The organism is Marinobacter halodurans, from assembly GCF_004327985.1.
In the GTDB taxonomy this organism is placed as follows: domain Bacteria; phylum Pseudomonadota; class Gammaproteobacteria; order Pseudomonadales; family Oleiphilaceae; genus Marinobacter_A; species Marinobacter_A halodurans.
The window spans coordinates 72,446-87,541 of record NZ_SJDL01000012.1; the positions used below are offsets into that span (position 1 = coordinate 72,446).

The 15,096-nt window shown below is 64.1% G+C and carries 16 protein-coding genes; 9 read left to right on the plus strand and 7 right to left on the minus strand.

Annotated features, from left to right (window positions below; all coding sequences use genetic code 11):
• The first annotated feature begins 142 nt into the window (after positions 1–142).
• Genes EZI54_RS09735 through EZI54_RS09745 form a run of 3 tightly spaced genes read left to right on the plus strand, consistent with a single transcriptional unit; the run spans position 143 to position 3,595 of the window.
• Positions 143–1,162: a GGDEF domain-containing protein gene (locus EZI54_RS09735; RefSeq protein ID WP_131481437.1), complete on the plus strand. Its 1,020-nt coding sequence runs from the start codon at positions 143–145 to the stop codon at positions 1,160–1,162.
• Entirely contained in the window at positions 1,155–2,153 is a 999-nt protein-coding gene (locus EZI54_RS09740) for a GGDEF domain-containing protein (RefSeq protein WP_131481439.1), read from the plus strand. Before EZI54_RS09735 ends, EZI54_RS09740 begins: the two co-directional genes overlap by 8 nt.
• Positions 2,150–3,595 (plus strand): bifunctional DedA family/phosphatase PAP2 family protein, encoded by a 1,446-nt coding sequence (locus tag EZI54_RS09745; RefSeq protein WP_131481441.1) that lies wholly within the window; start codon positions 2,150–2,152, stop codon positions 3,593–3,595. The genes EZI54_RS09740 and EZI54_RS09745 overlap by 4 nt, the downstream gene beginning before the upstream one ends.
• Positions 3,596–3,606: 11 nt before the next feature.
• On the opposite strand, the gene EZI54_RS09750 is transcribed toward EZI54_RS09745, so the two are convergent.
• Together EZI54_RS09750 and EZI54_RS09755 are read right to left on the minus strand one after the other, a co-directional pair.
• Entirely contained in the window at positions 3,607–4,179 is a 573-nt protein-coding gene (locus tag EZI54_RS09750) for an LON peptidase substrate-binding domain-containing protein (protein ID WP_131481443.1), read from the minus strand.
• 32 nt (positions 4,180–4,211) lie between these two features.
• Entirely contained in the window at positions 4,212–5,465 is a 1,254-nt protein-coding gene (locus EZI54_RS09755; protein WP_131481445.1) for an HDOD domain-containing protein, read from the minus strand.
• 201 nt (positions 5,466–5,666) lie between these two features.
• On the opposite strand from EZI54_RS09755, the gene ilvD reads away from it, so the two are divergent.
• The gene (gene ilvD, locus EZI54_RS09760; RefSeq protein ID WP_131481447.1) at positions 5,667–7,502 is read left to right on the plus strand and encodes a dihydroxy-acid dehydratase; all 1,836 of its coding nucleotides are present in this window, start codon (positions 5,667–5,669) and stop codon (positions 7,500–7,502) included.
• Between the two features lie 26 nt (positions 7,503–7,528).
• Here the strand turns inward: ilvD and EZI54_RS09765 are convergent, their stop codons facing one another.
• From EZI54_RS09765 to EZI54_RS09775, 3 genes are all read right to left on the minus strand, one after another.
• Positions 7,529–8,065 (minus strand): 2-thiouracil desulfurase family protein, encoded by a 537-nt coding sequence (locus EZI54_RS09765; protein WP_341352850.1) that lies wholly within the window; start codon positions 8,063–8,065, stop codon positions 7,529–7,531.
• Complete coding sequence (locus tag EZI54_RS09770) at positions 8,037–8,456, minus strand: peptidoglycan-binding domain-containing protein (RefSeq protein WP_131481449.1); 420 nt, start codon at positions 8,454–8,456, stop codon at positions 8,037–8,039. Before EZI54_RS09770 ends, EZI54_RS09765 begins: the two co-directional genes overlap by 29 nt.
• Before the next feature lie 87 nt (positions 8,457–8,543).
• Positions 8,544–9,641 (minus strand): AI-2E family transporter, encoded by a 1,098-nt coding sequence (locus EZI54_RS09775; protein WP_131481451.1) that lies wholly within the window; start codon positions 9,639–9,641, stop codon positions 8,544–8,546.
• A 193-nt stretch (positions 9,642–9,834) separates the two neighbouring features.
• Between EZI54_RS09775 and EZI54_RS09780 the strand changes: the two genes are divergently transcribed.
• The 4 genes from EZI54_RS09780 (at position 9,835) to EZI54_RS09795 (ending at position 12,067) form a co-directional block, all read left to right on the plus strand.
• Entirely contained in the window at positions 9,835–10,176 is a 342-nt protein-coding gene (locus tag EZI54_RS09780; protein WP_131481453.1) for a hypothetical protein, read from the plus strand.
• A gap of 14 nt (positions 10,177–10,190) precedes the next feature.
• Entirely contained in the window at positions 10,191–11,333 is a 1,143-nt protein-coding gene (locus tag EZI54_RS09785; protein WP_131481454.1) for an amidohydrolase, read from the plus strand.
• Between the two features lie 140 nt (positions 11,334–11,473).
• Positions 11,474–11,722, plus strand: a complete 249-nt coding sequence (locus EZI54_RS09790) for a hypothetical protein (protein WP_131481456.1) — start codon at positions 11,474–11,476, stop codon at positions 11,720–11,722.
• Between the two features lie 114 nt (positions 11,723–11,836).
• Complete coding sequence (locus tag EZI54_RS09795; RefSeq protein WP_242674407.1) at positions 11,837–12,067, plus strand: alpha/beta hydrolase family protein; 231 nt, start codon at positions 11,837–11,839, stop codon at positions 12,065–12,067.
• 28 nt (positions 12,068–12,095) lie between these two features.
• Here EZI54_RS09795 and EZI54_RS09800 read toward each other — a convergent pair whose 3' ends face one another.
• The gene (locus EZI54_RS09800) at positions 12,096–12,881 is read right to left on the minus strand and encodes an acyl-CoA thioesterase (protein WP_131481458.1); all 786 of its coding nucleotides are present in this window, start codon (positions 12,879–12,881) and stop codon (positions 12,096–12,098) included.
• 224 nt (positions 12,882–13,105) lie between these two features.
• Here EZI54_RS09800 and EZI54_RS09805 point away from each other — a divergent pair, with 224 nt between their 5' ends.
• Entirely contained in the window at positions 13,106–14,599 is a 1,494-nt protein-coding gene (locus tag EZI54_RS09805) for a DEAD/DEAH box helicase (RefSeq protein ID WP_131481460.1), read from the plus strand.
• Here EZI54_RS09805 and EZI54_RS09810 read toward each other — a convergent pair.
• Positions 14,578–15,093 (minus strand): dihydrofolate reductase, encoded by a 516-nt coding sequence (locus tag EZI54_RS09810; RefSeq protein ID WP_131481462.1) that lies wholly within the window; start codon positions 15,091–15,093, stop codon positions 14,578–14,580. The genes EZI54_RS09805 and EZI54_RS09810 overlap by 22 nt on opposite strands.
• Positions 15,094–15,096: the final 3 nt, after the last annotated feature.

Here is a 15,096-nt window from a genome sequence, read left to right on the forward strand (position 1 = left end):
CGGGCGAATGACTCGGTTTAAGTCACCGGCGACCTTCCGGTCCCATGATGACAGGCCGGGTCCCAGGATTTACGGTACATTTCTACCTGTCTGCCGCAGTCAGGCCCGCACCCTGCTGGAAATGTCGTCATGGAGACAATGAATGCCTAATGTGGCAGAGACCTTTCTGTTGAGTCGCTTTGCCCGGTTCGCCGCCGCTGCCCTGCTGGTGTTTGCGGCACTCGCCCTGTGGCAGGAAACCTATGCTGCCGCCATCACCAGCCTGATCTGTGCCGCCATGATCTGGACCCGCTACCGCGCCGGGTTTGCCCGGCATGGCACCCTGCTGCTGGCCTCCGCCCGCGTATTCAGCCTGTTGTTCCTGGCCGCCCTCACGCCGGCCATCCTGGTCAATGCACCCGGTCTTTCCCAATGGAGCTATGTCTACCCACTGGCCCTATTCGCGCTCTGGCCCCTGGGCTGGGCGGCCCTGCTGGTGCTGCCCTATCTGGCGCTGGTGATCACGGCCGGCCTGGATCCAGCCCTTGGCCCGGACCGCCACCAGTTTGTGGCCTGTGCCCTGCTCGCCATCCTGCTGTCGGCCCTGTTCGTGTTCCTGCGTGAATACAAGAGCCGGCAACTGGCGCCGCTGCGGCGCACCGATGAACTGACCCAGGCCGCCAGCCGCGACTACCTCTCGGCCGACCTGCACAAGGAGATCCAGCGCAGCGAGCGGGAAGGCATCGAGATGGCGGTCCTGCTGATCGGGCTCGACATCCACAAGGGGGATCCGCTACCGGATGACGACGTTCGCGCCATCCTGCCTCGTATCGGTCGCTACCTGCACTCTCAACTGAGGGATTTCGACAGCTATTACCGGGTGGCGGACCTCCAGTTCCTGGCGATCCTCCCGGGCATCAACACGTCCGAGGCGACCCGCCGTGCCGAGGTGCTCCGCCAGGGGCTGGGCAGCCTGCTGACGTCCCATGACCTGAACCTGACGGTCAGCGCCGGCGTGGCGGGGCTCAATATCGGGGACGACGCCGAGAGCCTGCAGCAAAGCGCCGGCAGGGCGCTGCAGCGGGCCCAGCAGCAGGGCGGCAACCGGACCCAGTCCTTCAGTGCCTGGTCCGGCGCCGAGGGTGGCAGTCCCTCCGGCATGGAGGCGAGCTCCCATGACTGAAACACGGCTGCGCACCCTCACCCATACCCTGGCCTACAGCCTGACCCTGCTGTTCATGATCGCGCTGGCCATCCAGAACCTGCGCTACGGTTTCTACGACCTGTTCTATCTGGCCATGGCGCTGGGCCTGGGCGCTGCCGGAGGCATTGCCTACACCCTGGTGAAACGCCGCCGGCAGTTGATGGCGCCGGGCCATACGGTGCTGCTCTCGATGATGAACCTGCTTGCGGTGCTGGCAGTCTTTGCGTCCCCCCAGCCCGATGTGTCCCACTGGACGCTGGCCCTGATCCTGCTCAACCTGCTGATCCTGCCGCTACGCACCGCGCTGGCCCTGACCCTGGCGCTGATTGCCTGCGTGGCCATCTGGCTGTTCATGACCACCACGGCCACCCAGGCACTGGTAACGCTGGGCGGTCTTCTGCTGCTGTTCGGCGCGGGCGTCTTCTACAGCTGGCACTATTCCAACATGGCCCAATCCGCCGAGGACCTTGCCATCACGGACAGCCAGACCGGCGCCCACAACGCGCGCTTTCTCGACGAAACCCTGCAGAAGGAAATCAGCCGGGCCCGGGCCACCGGTAACCCGCTGTCCGTGATCCAGCTGCACGTGGATCACCTCGATGAGATGACGGACCTGCACGGTCCGGACCGCGTGGCCCTGCTGATGCGGGAAGTGACGCAGACCCTGTTTGGCGTCATCCGGGCCGGCGATACGCTGTATGCCCTGGGTACCGGCGACTTCTTCCTGGTGCTGCCGTTCACGCCGGAAGAAGGCGTCAGGGTCATGGCGGAGCGGGTCCGCCGCACGCTGGGTGAAGCCGAATGGCCCGTGGCGGGTCGCCTAACCGTCAGTCTGGGCTGCACTGCCTGGGCCACCAGCGACACCACCAGCGACCACCTGAGGGATCGCGCCGGCGCGGCCCTGCAAGAGGCCCAGCAACGGGGAACGGACCGGGCCTGGTTCCTGCCAGGGCATCCCAACGCCGCATGATGGACACCCTGCATCAGATGGTTGCCTGGCTCGGCAACCACCCGGCCTGGCTGTCCGGAGCCATCTTTGCCACCGCCTTCGTCGAGTCCCTGGCCATCGCCGGAGTCGTGGTGCCCGGTGTTGCCATCCTGTTTGCCGTGGCCACGCTGGCCGGCCAGGTCCACATGCCACTGATCGAAGCCCTGGCCTGGGCCGCCGCCGGGGCCGTGGCCGGTGACGGTGTCAGCTTCTGGCTGGGTCGGCAGTTCCAGGGCCGCCTGCACAGACTGTGGCCATTTTCCCGCCACCCGACGATGATCGACCGGGGCGCCCGATTCTTCCACCAGCACGGCGGCAAGAGTGTGGTCCTGGGACGCTTCGTCGGCCCGTTGCGTCCGATCCTGCCGCTGATCGCCGGCGCTTTCCATATGCCGGCCCAGCGCTTTATCGCTTTCAATGTGGTGTCGGCGCTGGGCTGGGCTCCGGTGTATGTGATCCCGGGCTACCTGGTGGGCAGCGCCATGGCCCTGGACCTGAAGCTCCCACCCCATTTCTATCCAGTGCTGGGACTGAGCCTGGGATTGCTGGCGCTGATCTACCTGTTCATCTTCCGCCTGCAGATGGGCCTGGGCAGCGACGGCTACCTGTACCGGCGACTACAGACCCTGGCCCGCAGCCATCCGCTGGCCGAGCGTATCTGGCAAACGCTTTCCAGCGATCGGCCGCAGGGACCGGAATTCCCACTGGCTTCGATCATGCTGACCCTCGGCAGCCTCGCCCTGTTCACGCTCTGGTCGCTGCTGTGTCTTGAGACACACATGCTGTCGCCACTGGATCAGGCGACCGCCGCCTTCTTTGCGCCGTTGCGCAATCCCCTGTTCGACCCGGTCGCCGTATCCCTGACCTTGCTGGGGGACCCGGCCTTGCTGACCCTGCTCGGCCTGATTGCCGTGACGTTCTTCCTGCTGCGGGACATGCCCGCTGCGGCCCTGCACCTGCTCGCAGCGGGCGTTATGGTGACCGTTGTAACGACGCTGCTGAAAGCCGGCCTTGCCGTACCCAGGCCGGATGAAGTCAGTGTGCCGCCGGCCTCTTTCGCCTACCCCAGCGGTCACGCCAGTGGCGTCGCCGCCATGATCGGCCTTGCTGCCAGTTTCGTGGCCCACGAATGGCCGCGCCGCCGGCGCTGGATGATCTACGGCGCCTTCGGGGTGCCCATGCTGGTCATCGCCCTCAGCCGGCTGTACCTGGGCGTGCACTGGTTTACCGACGTGGTGGGCGGTTTGCTGCTGGGACTGAGCATTTGCGGGCTGATACGGGTAAGCTACAGCCGCTATGATCGCCATCGCCTGCGGCATGATGCGCTCAGCCTGGGCGCCCTGGCAGCCATGGCCATCACCGCAGCCTGCTACGTCTGGCTGGCATTACCGGCGGGCCTGTGGCGCTATGCGCCGGTCAGTTGAGGCGGCCGGGACTATTCCATGGCCTGGAGAAGGGCGTAGAGGTGATCGAGCCTTTCCAGCGGGTCCTGCAGTTCCAGCAAACGCTGCTTGTCGGTCTTGTCGATCGGCAACAACTCGGCCAGGCGCCAACCGACCTCCCGGGCACTCCCGAAATCGACCGTCATGCCCAGGTCCCGCACCACCGGGTGGCGTAACAGCGCCTTGAGAACGACCGCCAGTTCAGCCTGGTCATCCGGCACCGGCAGATCGCTTTCTTCCTCGAGCAACTCGACCTGCCCCATATGCAGCCCATCAGGTGCCTGCCAGTGGTCCAGCACCGCCACCTTGGCGTCCCCCTCCGCGGTAATCCCCAGCAGACCGTTCTCCAGTTGCTGGAAATCCACGATCCTCACCCGGGTCCCGAGATCGTAGAAGCGGGCCTGCGTATCGGTTTCCTCGCCCTCGCGCAAAAGCACAATCACGAATCCATTATCCTCTTTCAGACAACGGGTCAGCATATCGATATAGCGCGGCTCGAAAAGCTGCAACGGAATGCGTCCGCCGGGCAGGATTATGGAATTGAGCGGAAACAGCGGAATGTTCATGAACCGGCCGGCCTCGGAGTGCTCGTCAATACTCAGTGAATCGATAACAGCTTCTGGACTTCCTCGATGCGCGCCTGCGCCAGGTTGAGGATTTCCAGGCTCCGGGAGGCGCTCAGCTTGAGCTCACCAAGCCTCGTGTAGGCCGGCACGCTCTCGAACCGGGGAAGATCCCCGCCTTGATGCTCCCGGATCATGGCATGGAGTTTAGCCAGTATCACCACATCGACAAGCTGGGGCTCTTCCTGCGGCGCCTCATAGCTCCAGTCCTCGGCATGGCGGGCGGCCGTCACAAAGCTCTCGGGAAACTCCCACCGCTCCAGCACGGCAGCCCCGGTGTCCGCCTTGAGCTCGCTGACGACCTGCTCCAACAGCTTGGGATCGGCAAACACGTTGACGTGGTGCTCGGCATGGACGATGACGGGAATGGCACCGATATCATGCAGCAGCCCCGCCAGCAGGGCTTCTTCCGGGTCCAGGTTGGTGACCGCATCGGCCAGCACCCAGCACAGCGCGGCCACTTCCCGCGAATGCCGCCACAACTGCTCCATCGCGGCCTGCAGTTCCTTGCGCTGGGTCTTGAAGACTTCGCGCATGGAGAAGACCGTCACCAGTTGGCGTGTGGTGTGGGTCCCCAGGCGGACGACGGCTTCACGTACGGTGCGGACATCGTTGAATCCACGATACAGGGGACTGTTGCAGGCCCTCACCAGTTTGGCCGAGATCGACGGATCCACCGTAATGACCCGGGCAATCTCCTCGGCGGTGGACTCTTCGCGCTCGGTGGCACGACGCACCTTCCAGGCCACATCCGGCACGCTCGGCAAGGTCAGCGTGTTGGCGCGGAGATCGGCGTAGAACTCCATCAGCAGATCATGCGCCTCATCATCGCCATGATCATCGGCCATCTCGGTAACGCCGTCGTCGCTGACCGGTGCCGCCCGCAGCAACTGATTGAGCGTATCCTGCCCGACCACCAGGAACTGGCTGGCGACCGATGCCGTCACCGTGTACATCCGTGGCTGGAGTCGGGCAATGGGATTCTTTCCCGTCGGACTGCCGGCGGCGATCGCCGTCGTGCGGCCGTCCACGGCCTCGAGCTCGACTTCCCCCTCGATCAGGAAATACTCCAGACCATCCCGGGAACCCCGTTCGAGCACCTTCTGGCCCGCTCCCAACCGGCGGGTTTCGGCCCGTGAGGCCAGCAGGATCAATTGTTCATCGGCAAGGCGGTCAAGCGGCTGGAACTCCCGCAGCCGGCGAATGGGTATGGGTTCCCGAGTTGACATCGTCTCTCCTCAAGCTGGAGGGCACATCACCTCCAAGGGTGGCGCGCTTTTCACACAACATTGTGACCAATTGTAAGCGGTACGGCCAGAAAAGCCTGAATCAAGTGCCATAACCGCATCCCGCCAACATCTGTTATTCTCTGCGTTTTCCAAGACACGGGCCCCATTGACGGGCCCTTCCTGCAACAACGAGAGATGACCATGCCCCAGTACCGCTCCAGGACCTCCACCGCAGGTCGCAACATGGCCGGTGCCCGCGCCCTCTGGCGTGCCACCGGGATGAAGAACGATGACTTCGGCAAGCCGATCATCGCGGTCGCCAACTCCTTCACCCAGTTCGTGCCCGGCCACGTCCACCTCAAGGACCTGGGGCAACTGGTCTGTCGCGAAATCGAGGCGGCCGGCGGCGTTGCCAAGGAATTCAATACGATTGCGGTGGATGACGGGATCGCTATGGGGCACGACGGCATGCTGTACTCCCTGCCGTCCCGGGAAATCATCGCCGATTCGGTGGAATACATGGTGAACGCCCACTGCGCCGACGCGCTGGTGTGCATCTCCAACTGCGACAAGATCACGCCGGGCATGCTGATGGCCGCCATGCGCCTGAACATCCCGACCATCTTCGTCTCCGGCGGCCCGATGGAGGCCGGCAAGACCAAGCTATCCGAGCACAAGCTGGACCTGGTGGACGCCATGGTCATCGCTGCCGACCCCAACGCCACCGACGAGCAGGTCGAGGAATACGAGCGCAGCGCCTGTCCGACCTGCGGCTCCTGCTCCGGCATGTTCACCGCCAATTCCATGAACTGCCTGACCGAGGCCATCGGCCTGTCGTTACCGGGCAACGGTTCCATGCTGGCCACCCACGCCGACCGGGAACAGCTGTTCCTGAAGGCCGGTCGCCAGATTGTGGAGAATGCCCGCCGTTACTACGAGCAGGAAGACGCCAGCGTACTGCCCCTGAACATCGCCTCCCTGGATGCCTTCTACAACGCGATGACGCTGGACATCGCCATGGGCGGATCCACCAACACCATCCTGCACCTGCTGGCCGCCGCCCAGGAAGGCCAGGTGCCGTTTACCCTGGCGGAAATCGACCAGCTCTCGCGCAAGGTGCCACAGCTGTGCAAAGTGGCCCCCAACTCGCCCAAATACCACATGGAAGACGTTCATCGCGCCGGCGGCATCATGGGCATCCTCGGTGAGCTGGACCGGGCTGGCCTGATCAAGACGGACATCCCGACCGTCCACAGCCCGACCCTGGCCGACGCCCTGAACGACTGGGACATCATGCGCCAGCCCGCACCGGAGGTAGTGGAATTCTACCGGGCGGGCCCGGCCGGCATCCCGACCCAGCAGGCGTTCAGCCAGAGTACCCGCTGGCCGTCACTCGACGGTGACCGGGAGAACGGCTGCATCCGTTCGCTGGACAACGCCTACTCCAGCGAAGGTGGCCTGGCCATCCTCTACGGCAACATTGCCCTGGACGGTTGCGTGGTGAAAACCGCCGGCGTGGACGAAAGCATCTACGTGTTCGAAGGCCGGGCCCGCGTCTTCGAAAGCCAGGACAGCGCCGTCGCCGGCATCCTCAACGACGAGGTCAAAGCGGGCGATGTGGTCATCATTCGCTACGAAGGCCCCAAGGGCGGCCCGGGCATGCAGGAAATGCTTTACCCGACCAGCTACCTGAAATCCAAGGGGCTGGGCAAAGAGTGCGCGCTGCTCACCGATGGCCGCTTCTCCGGCGGCACCTCCGGCCTGTCCATTGGCCACGCCTCGCCGGAAGCGGCCGCGGGTGGTGCCATCGGCCTGATCGAGAATGGCGATACGATCGTGATCAACATCCCCGAGCGCAGCATCAACATGATGGTGGATCAGGCGGAACTGGACAGGCGCCGCGCCGACCGCGACGAGCGAGGCTGGAAACCGGAGGCGCCGCGCACCCGCAAGGTGTCAGCCGCGCTTAAAGCCTACGCCCTGCTGGCCACCAGCGCCGACAAAGGCGGTGTCCGGGATCTGGAAAAACTGGACTGACCCTCGCTGCCCGCCACCTGCACCGCTCACCCGAGTGAGTGCAGGTAGGCCGCAGCCTCCTCCAGCTCGTGCTGGTTGAACACGGGAATACCGGCGGCCGCCAATCGTGCGGCTGCCGTTCCCTGCCCCGCGACCAGCCGGCCCGAAAAACGCCCGTCGTAAATCTCACGGTTCCCGCAACTGGGGCTTCGCGCCGCCATGATCGCCATGACACAACGCCGATCCCGAGCCGTTTCCAGGGCGGTATCGGCGCCCGCCACAAAAGCGGACGTCACGTCGTCACCGTCCCGGGCGATGACCCGCGCCTGACCCGCCAGCACAGCGCGGCCGTCACCGCCGTGGGTTTCGGCAGCGGGTCGGGGGACGGGCAAACCACCCGCCATTTCCGGACAGACGGATACCAGGCGTCCTTCACGACGCCATTGCCGGATCAGCGAGTGATCGGTAAATAGGTTGCCCCCGTCGTACCGCACGTTCTCGCCCATCAGGCAGGCACTGACCAGGATGCGGCGAAGCGGGGGCCGGAAGGTGTGATCAGAAGAAGAGCCAGCCACCATCGTCATCTTCTTCGACGGCGTCCCCGGATTCGTCGTCGGTTGCGGCGGGTTTCGGCTCATCGGCCTTTTTGGCCTGCTTGGCCGGAGCCGGTGTGGGTTTGGCAACGTCCGCCTTGGCCACCTGTACCGACACCATGCCCAGGGCTTCCTTGGTGGCCTGGTCCAGCTTGCCGGTGACTTTCAGCCCGGCGTGGTCTTTCTGGAAGGCCTCCAGTGCGGACTGGGTCGACGGGCCCATCTGGCCATCCGCACTGTCAATCCTGTAACCCGCCCCATAAAGGGCGTTCTGCAGGGCAAAAACATCGTCTGCGGCATGGGCCGGCGCGCCCCCAAACGTCACCAGGGCTGCCAGAGCCCCTGTCGCCAGCCATTTCTTGCTCGGGATTGTTTTATTCATCTTATTCTCCTGAGAGTACGGATCCGGAGGGCCAAGCGCTTGCTTTGCCGCTCCAGACGCCATGCTAACCCATTTTGCCGACCCGGGTCAGCTCTCGCCACACCCATCCGCCCCCTCTACCGCCTCTTCCAGGGCCGCGCGGGCCGGGTCATTGAATTCACGAATAAAAATCCCCCAGAAGGCCACGAACAGAGCCGCGACCAGGGGGCCCATCACGAAGCCGTTTATGCCAAACATGACAATGCCGCCCAGCGTCGACAGCAATACCATGTAGTCGGGCAGCTTGGTATCACGTCCGACCAGAATCGGCCGCAGCAGGTTGTCCGCCAGTCCAATCACCAGTACGCCGAAGGCCGTGAGGATGGCTGCGTGCACGTAATCGCCGATCGCCGCCAGGTACAGCGCCGCCGGCACCCAGACCAGCGCCGCCCCCACCGCAGGGATCAGCGAGGCGATGGCCATCACCACCCCCCAAAGCAACGCGCCGCCGATACCCAGCACCCAGAAGATAAAGCCACCCAGCGCGCCCTGGGCGGCCGCAACCAGAAGATTGCCCTTGACCGTTGCCCGGGTCACTTCCGCGAACTTGGCGAACAGCAGGCGCTCGCGCTCGTCGCCCAGAGGCAGAGCGCGGATCAGCAGATCGATCAGCCGCGACCCATCACGCAACAGGAAGAACGCCAGGTAAACCATCAGTGAGAAGGACAGGAAGAACTGGAAAGTGTTCTGGCCAATACCCAACGCCTGCTTCGCGACCAGTTTACTGCCCCCAACGAAGGTGGACACGGCGCCCTCACGCAGTTTGTTCAGATCCACATCAAACCGGTCCAGAAAAGACTGGATGGCCGGAAATGCCTGGTTGATCTGATCGATGTACTGTCCCGGGTTGAGTTCTCCGGACTGGACCCGCTGATACAGTCCGACGCCCTCCGTAATCAGCGACGAAATCAACGCCAGGCTGGGCAGGATCACAATCACCAGACACAGAATCAGCGAGAGAAACGCCACCAGGTTGTGGCGGCCCGGCAGGCGGCGGAGCAGCCAGAGCTGGACAGGATTGAAGATGACCGCAATGGCCACCGCCCAGAATATCGGCCCGGTGAAGGGTTTGATCAGGAACAGGAACGCCAGCGACACCACCAGCAACATGGCAAGGAACGAGCGTCGCTCGAGAATATCGTACATATCGGTCAAGACTCCCTGGTCAGATCCCTTTGCCGCACCCGAGTGCCCCGTAGGCATTCTTGCCCATGGCAAGCCGGCATCCGGTGAGGCTATAGTACATTATGGCCTGTTGCAGCCCGATTTTATGTCATCTTCAGTTGCAACCGGCAACGAATTCGACCGGAACAGACACCTGTCTGACGGAAACAGCACTTTGGATACGATCGATTTTTCCATAGAAACCGCCATCGAAGCGGCCGAAGCCCTGCAGCGAACCCTGGCCCGTCGCACCCATCGCAAGAAGGTCATGGGCCAGGAGGTCATCCGCCCCGGCCAACTGGGCGAAGCCCTGCGCCTGCCCTCCATTCTTGCCAAGCTGCGCAGCAAGCAGGCGCGGCGCCGCGAAGAGGGCCTGGAGGATTTCCAGACCCTGTGGCCGACGCTTTCGTCCGCGACACACGAAAAGGTCCTCGACGAGATGGAGTGGTACGACCCACGCTCCCTCGACTGGGACGATCCACGCTCCAACCGGCGCCCCGCACCACCGGAAAACTGACTGCCGACACCGATATGACCGACCTTCATGACCTGACCCGGATCCGCCGGGAACTGCACCGCCATCCCGAGCTCTCCGGTCACGAACAGGCCACGGCCGAGCGCATCCGGACGCTGTTGGAACCGTGCGGGCCGGATGCCATCGTCACCGGCCTGGGCGGCACCGGCCTGCTGGCCGTCTTCAACGGCGCCGATGAAGGGCCGACGACGCTGGTTCGCTGCGAACTGGATGCCCTGCCCATTCACGAGCATGGCAATCACGAACACCGCTCCGGGATCAGCGGCTGCGCCCACGCCTGCGGCCATGACGGCCATATGAGCATCGTCCTGGGTCTTGCCCGGGAGTTGCAGCACCAGCGTCCGCGGCAGGGCCGGGTAATCCTGCTGTTCCAGCCGGCCGAGGAGGATGGCCAGGGCGCCCGGCGCGTGTTCCACGACCCGCGTTTCGCACCCTACCAACCGGACTTCGCGTTTGCCCTGCATAACGTACCCGGGCTTCCGCTGGGCGAAGTTTTTACACGGCCGGGCCCGTTCAACTGCGCATCCCGCGGAATGATCATCCGACTCACCGGCAAGACATCCCACGCAGCCCATCCGGAAGACGGCATCAGCCCGGCGCCAGCCCTGGCCCACCTCATGCAGGTATTGCCGACGCTGCCCCGGCAGTTCACCGAGTCGGCCTGGGTGACCCTGGTCCATGCCCGACTGGGCGAGAAAGGCTTCGGTACCGCACCGGGCGAGGCCGTCTTGATGGCCACCCTGCGCAGTGAGACCGACGACGTCATGGCGGCACTGTCGGAGGCCGCCTGCGAGCTGGCGCGGGACGCCGCCGCCCAGGCCGACCTTGAAGTGACCTTCGAATGGGAGGACGACTTTCTCGCCAGCGTCAATGGCGAGGCCGGCTTCGAGCATGTGGCACAGGCCTGCCGGGAGGCCGGCGTCCCCTTCCACCGGATGCCCGAGGGGTTTCGCTGGTCCGAGGATTTCGGCGTCTTCACGCTGCACGCCGAGGGCGCCATGTTTGGTCTCGGGGCCGGCGACGGGCACCCTCAACTGCATAATCCCGATTACGATTTCCCGGACGAGCTGATTCCGGTAGGCCTGGACCTGTTCCTGACAATCATCCGCAGAATCAACGATCTCCGCCCAACGACGTGAGAGCATTGATCGAGGGTCTCGTTTTCTACGTATCTCCAGCGGTCAAAATTGACTTGGAAATGTCATGAAAGGCCCTTAGGTTAGACAAATGGGCTGTGAAACGGAGAACACTTCCAGGACACGACCAACAAGGAGATACCATGACTCAACAAGAACATTATATTGCCAAGCTGGCCGAAGGCAGTGTGATTCCCACGTTCCAGTGTGGCCATTGCGGTTCCATCCTGCCCAAGGCACGTATATTTCCCAACGAACGTGACAACCGCCAGGATCTGGCCTGTCACACCATCGGTCTGTGCTCGGCGGACGACTGCGGCGCCGTCAATTGCATGGACGAAGCCTTTCGCCAACTCGAAAAGCAGAATCAGGATCAGCAGGCGGCCGGTTAATACCGGAACCGCTCTGCCGGGGATGTGATCCCGGTACCCGCACCCTGACGCCATTCCGCGCTACCCTTTCCTCAGAGTCTGAATCAATCAGGCCAAATCCGTGCTTTAGACAGGATGCGTATTCTTCGAACCGAGGAACAGCGCTTCGCGCAGTTGCCCGACTTTCCCTTTTCACCCCATTACGTCGACGTCGCCCCCAATCTGCATATGCATTACGTGGATGAAGGGCCAGGCGACGGCGAAACCGTCGTCATGCTGCATGGCGAGCCATCGTGGAGCTACCTCTACCGTCACATGATCCCACCGGTGGCCCGGGCTGGCCTGCGCGTGCTGGGCTGCGCCTGACGGCGTTCCGGTGCCGCCTGAGGCGACATTATCCGAAGACCGTGACCGTCTGGCGGCTCAGCGCCACCAGTTCACCCTGACCATTCCAGATGGTGGCGTGGGTGTGCCCGTAGCCACCACCGGCCTGGTCGATCACGGCACGGTACAGCAGGGGCTCGTCCGCCTTCATCTCCGGGCGGGGGTGGACGATTTCCAGGGACCAGCTCATGGAACTGGCCGGTGCCGGCTGTTTCAGGTGTTGCAGCACGGCTGGCGGCCAGGCGTCGACCAGTGCGATGACATGCGCGTCGCCCATGGCCTCGCCGGCTTCCCGGAACCGCATCCAGCCCCCCATTTCCCGGACCGGCCTGCCCGCGAACGGGAAGTGACCGAACGCCCACCGCATCTCGATATGCCGGGTAAATTCCGGCGTCATACCGGCGATGTAGCCCAACTCCGGACACTGCTCGGGGGCCGGCGCTTCGGGTGCCGGATCGGGCGAGACCTGCACGGAGGATTCCCGATCACCGCCAAAACTGGCCAGCGCCGACAGGCGGACCTCGCCCCCCTGCACCAGGCGCCCCTGCACCTGGCTGGCAGCCCGGCCTTCCCGCAGCAGCTCAACCTCGAAAGACACCGGCTCGTCGACCGTTACCGGACCGACAAAGGCCACCTGCAACGCACGCAGCGGACGACCCGGCTGGACGGCCGCCTGCATTTTCAGGAAGGTCAGCGCAGCCACCAGGCCGCCAAAGGTGGCCCGCCCCTGTCCCCAACTGGCCGGAATCACCAGGCTGTCGTTTTCCACCCCGGCCAGCAGTTCATCAAAATGCATGTCTGTCACCCCACGGCGCCGATTGATCGAAAGGAATGTATCCTGCCCCGGGCCCGGTTCCAGCGCAATGGCTGCGGGCGTACATTTACCTACCCGACCGACTATCACACACATATCTATAACGATCGTAAACAGCTATAATGCCCCTCATATGGCTCCCTCTGTCTCGTTTTGGACGCAGTTCCGGGAGCGTCGCTCACCTCCCCGAATCCTGAGTTTCCTGAATGCAAACAAAAACCTTTGCCGAACTTGGCCTCCACCCGGCGGTCCTTGATGCGGTCTCGTCCGTGGGTTATGAAACCCCGTCGCCTATCCAGGCGCAGTCCATCCCTATCCTGCTGGCCGGTCGCAACCTGCTGGGTATGGCCCAGACCGGCACCGGCAAGACAGCGGCATTTGCCCTGCCGCTGCTGAGCGCCATCGATCCGACGCTGCAGGCGCCCCAGATCCTGGTGCTGGCACCCACCCGCGAACTGGCCATCCAGGTCGCGGAGGCGTTCACCACCTATTCCTCCAGCATCAAGGGCCTGCAAGTCCTGCCGATTTACGGCGGCCAGGATTTCCGGCCCCAACTGAAAGCACTGCAGCGCGGCACCCAGGTCATCGTGGGTACCCCGGGCCGCCTGCTGGATCACCTGCGCCGCGGCACCCTCAAGCTGGACCAACTGCGCTCTGTCGTCCTCGATGAAGCGGACGAGATGCTGCGGATGGGCTTTATCGACGATATCGAAGCGATCCTGGCCAAAACCCCGGAGAACTGCCAGCGGGCCCTGTTCTCCGCCACCATGCCCGGACCGATTCGTAAGGTCGCCCAGACCTACCTGGCCAACGCCGAAGAAGTGAAGATCGAGAGCCAGACCCGGACCGTCTCGCGGATCGCCCAGTTTGTCCTCCCGGTGTTTGCCGAGCGCAAGCTGGATGCCCTCACCCGCATCCTGGAAGTGGAGCCGGTGGACGCCACCATCATCTTCGTGCGCACCAAGGCGGAAACCACGCTGCTGGCCGACAAGCTCTCCGCCCGCGGCCACGCGGTCGCACCGCTGAATGGCGACATCAACCAGCGCCAGCGCGAGCAGGCGGTGGAAGACCTGCGCCGGGGCAAACTGGACGTTGTGGTGGCGACCGACGTCGCGGCCCGCGGCCTGGATGTGCCCCGTATCACCCACGTCATCAACTATGACGTGCCCTACGACAGCGAAGCCTATATCCACCGGGTGGGTCGTACCGGCCGTGCCGGCCGCGAAGGCAAGGCCATCCTGCTGGTGACCCCGCGTGAGCGCAGTTGGCTGCGGACCCTGGAGCGGGCCACCAACTCGCCGATGAGCGACTATCAGTTGCCGCCTCCGGCAGAGCTGCAGAAACTGCGTGAGAAGCAGTTCGAGGAACAGTTGCTGGGCTTCGCCGAGGATGGTCGCCTGGCCAAGGCAATGGCCCTGCTGGATGGAATCGCCGAGCGCAACGATATGGACCCGGCAATGATGGCCGGCGCCCTGGCCTGTTGGCTGGAGTCCGCTCAACCGGGTGCCATGCCACTGGAAGCCCCGACGGATCTGCCGATCCCGCCGGCGCGCAGCAACCGCCCCTTCAAGGGCGACCGGCGCGGCGGCAAACCCGGCCAAAAGCCGGGCTTCAGGAAAGGCCCGCGCAACGGCAAGCCCGGCTCCGGCGGCAAACCCAAGGGCAAGCCGCCCCGTCGTCAGTCATCCGAGCGACGCTGATAGACGATGAAGCTGTAGTCGTACGGATTGTTCTCGGACGCGGAGAAGTCCTCCCGTCCGAGTTCCTCCCACCGGTCCCAGTCCACTTCCGGGAACCAGGCGTCCCCGTCCACCTCGGCATGGACCTGGGTCACGTACATACGATCGATATCCGGCAGGGCTTCGGCGTAGATCTGCCCCCCGCCGATAATCATGATCTCATCCCCGCCTTCCAGCTCCGCCTGGGCCTCCGCGCGGCGATAGGCCTCCGCCAGCGCATGCTCGACCGCGACACCGGTGGGCGCCGACCAGCTCTGGTCCCGGGTAATCACGACGTTCAAACGACCCGGCAGGGGACGGCCGATGGACTCGAAGGTCTTGCGCCCCATCAGGATCGGTTTGCCCATCGTGGCCTGCTTGAAATAACGCAGGTCGCCGGGCAGATGCCAGGGCAACGCGTTATTCCGGCCGATGACCCGGTTCCGTGACATGGCGACAATCAACGCCTTGCGCATCGT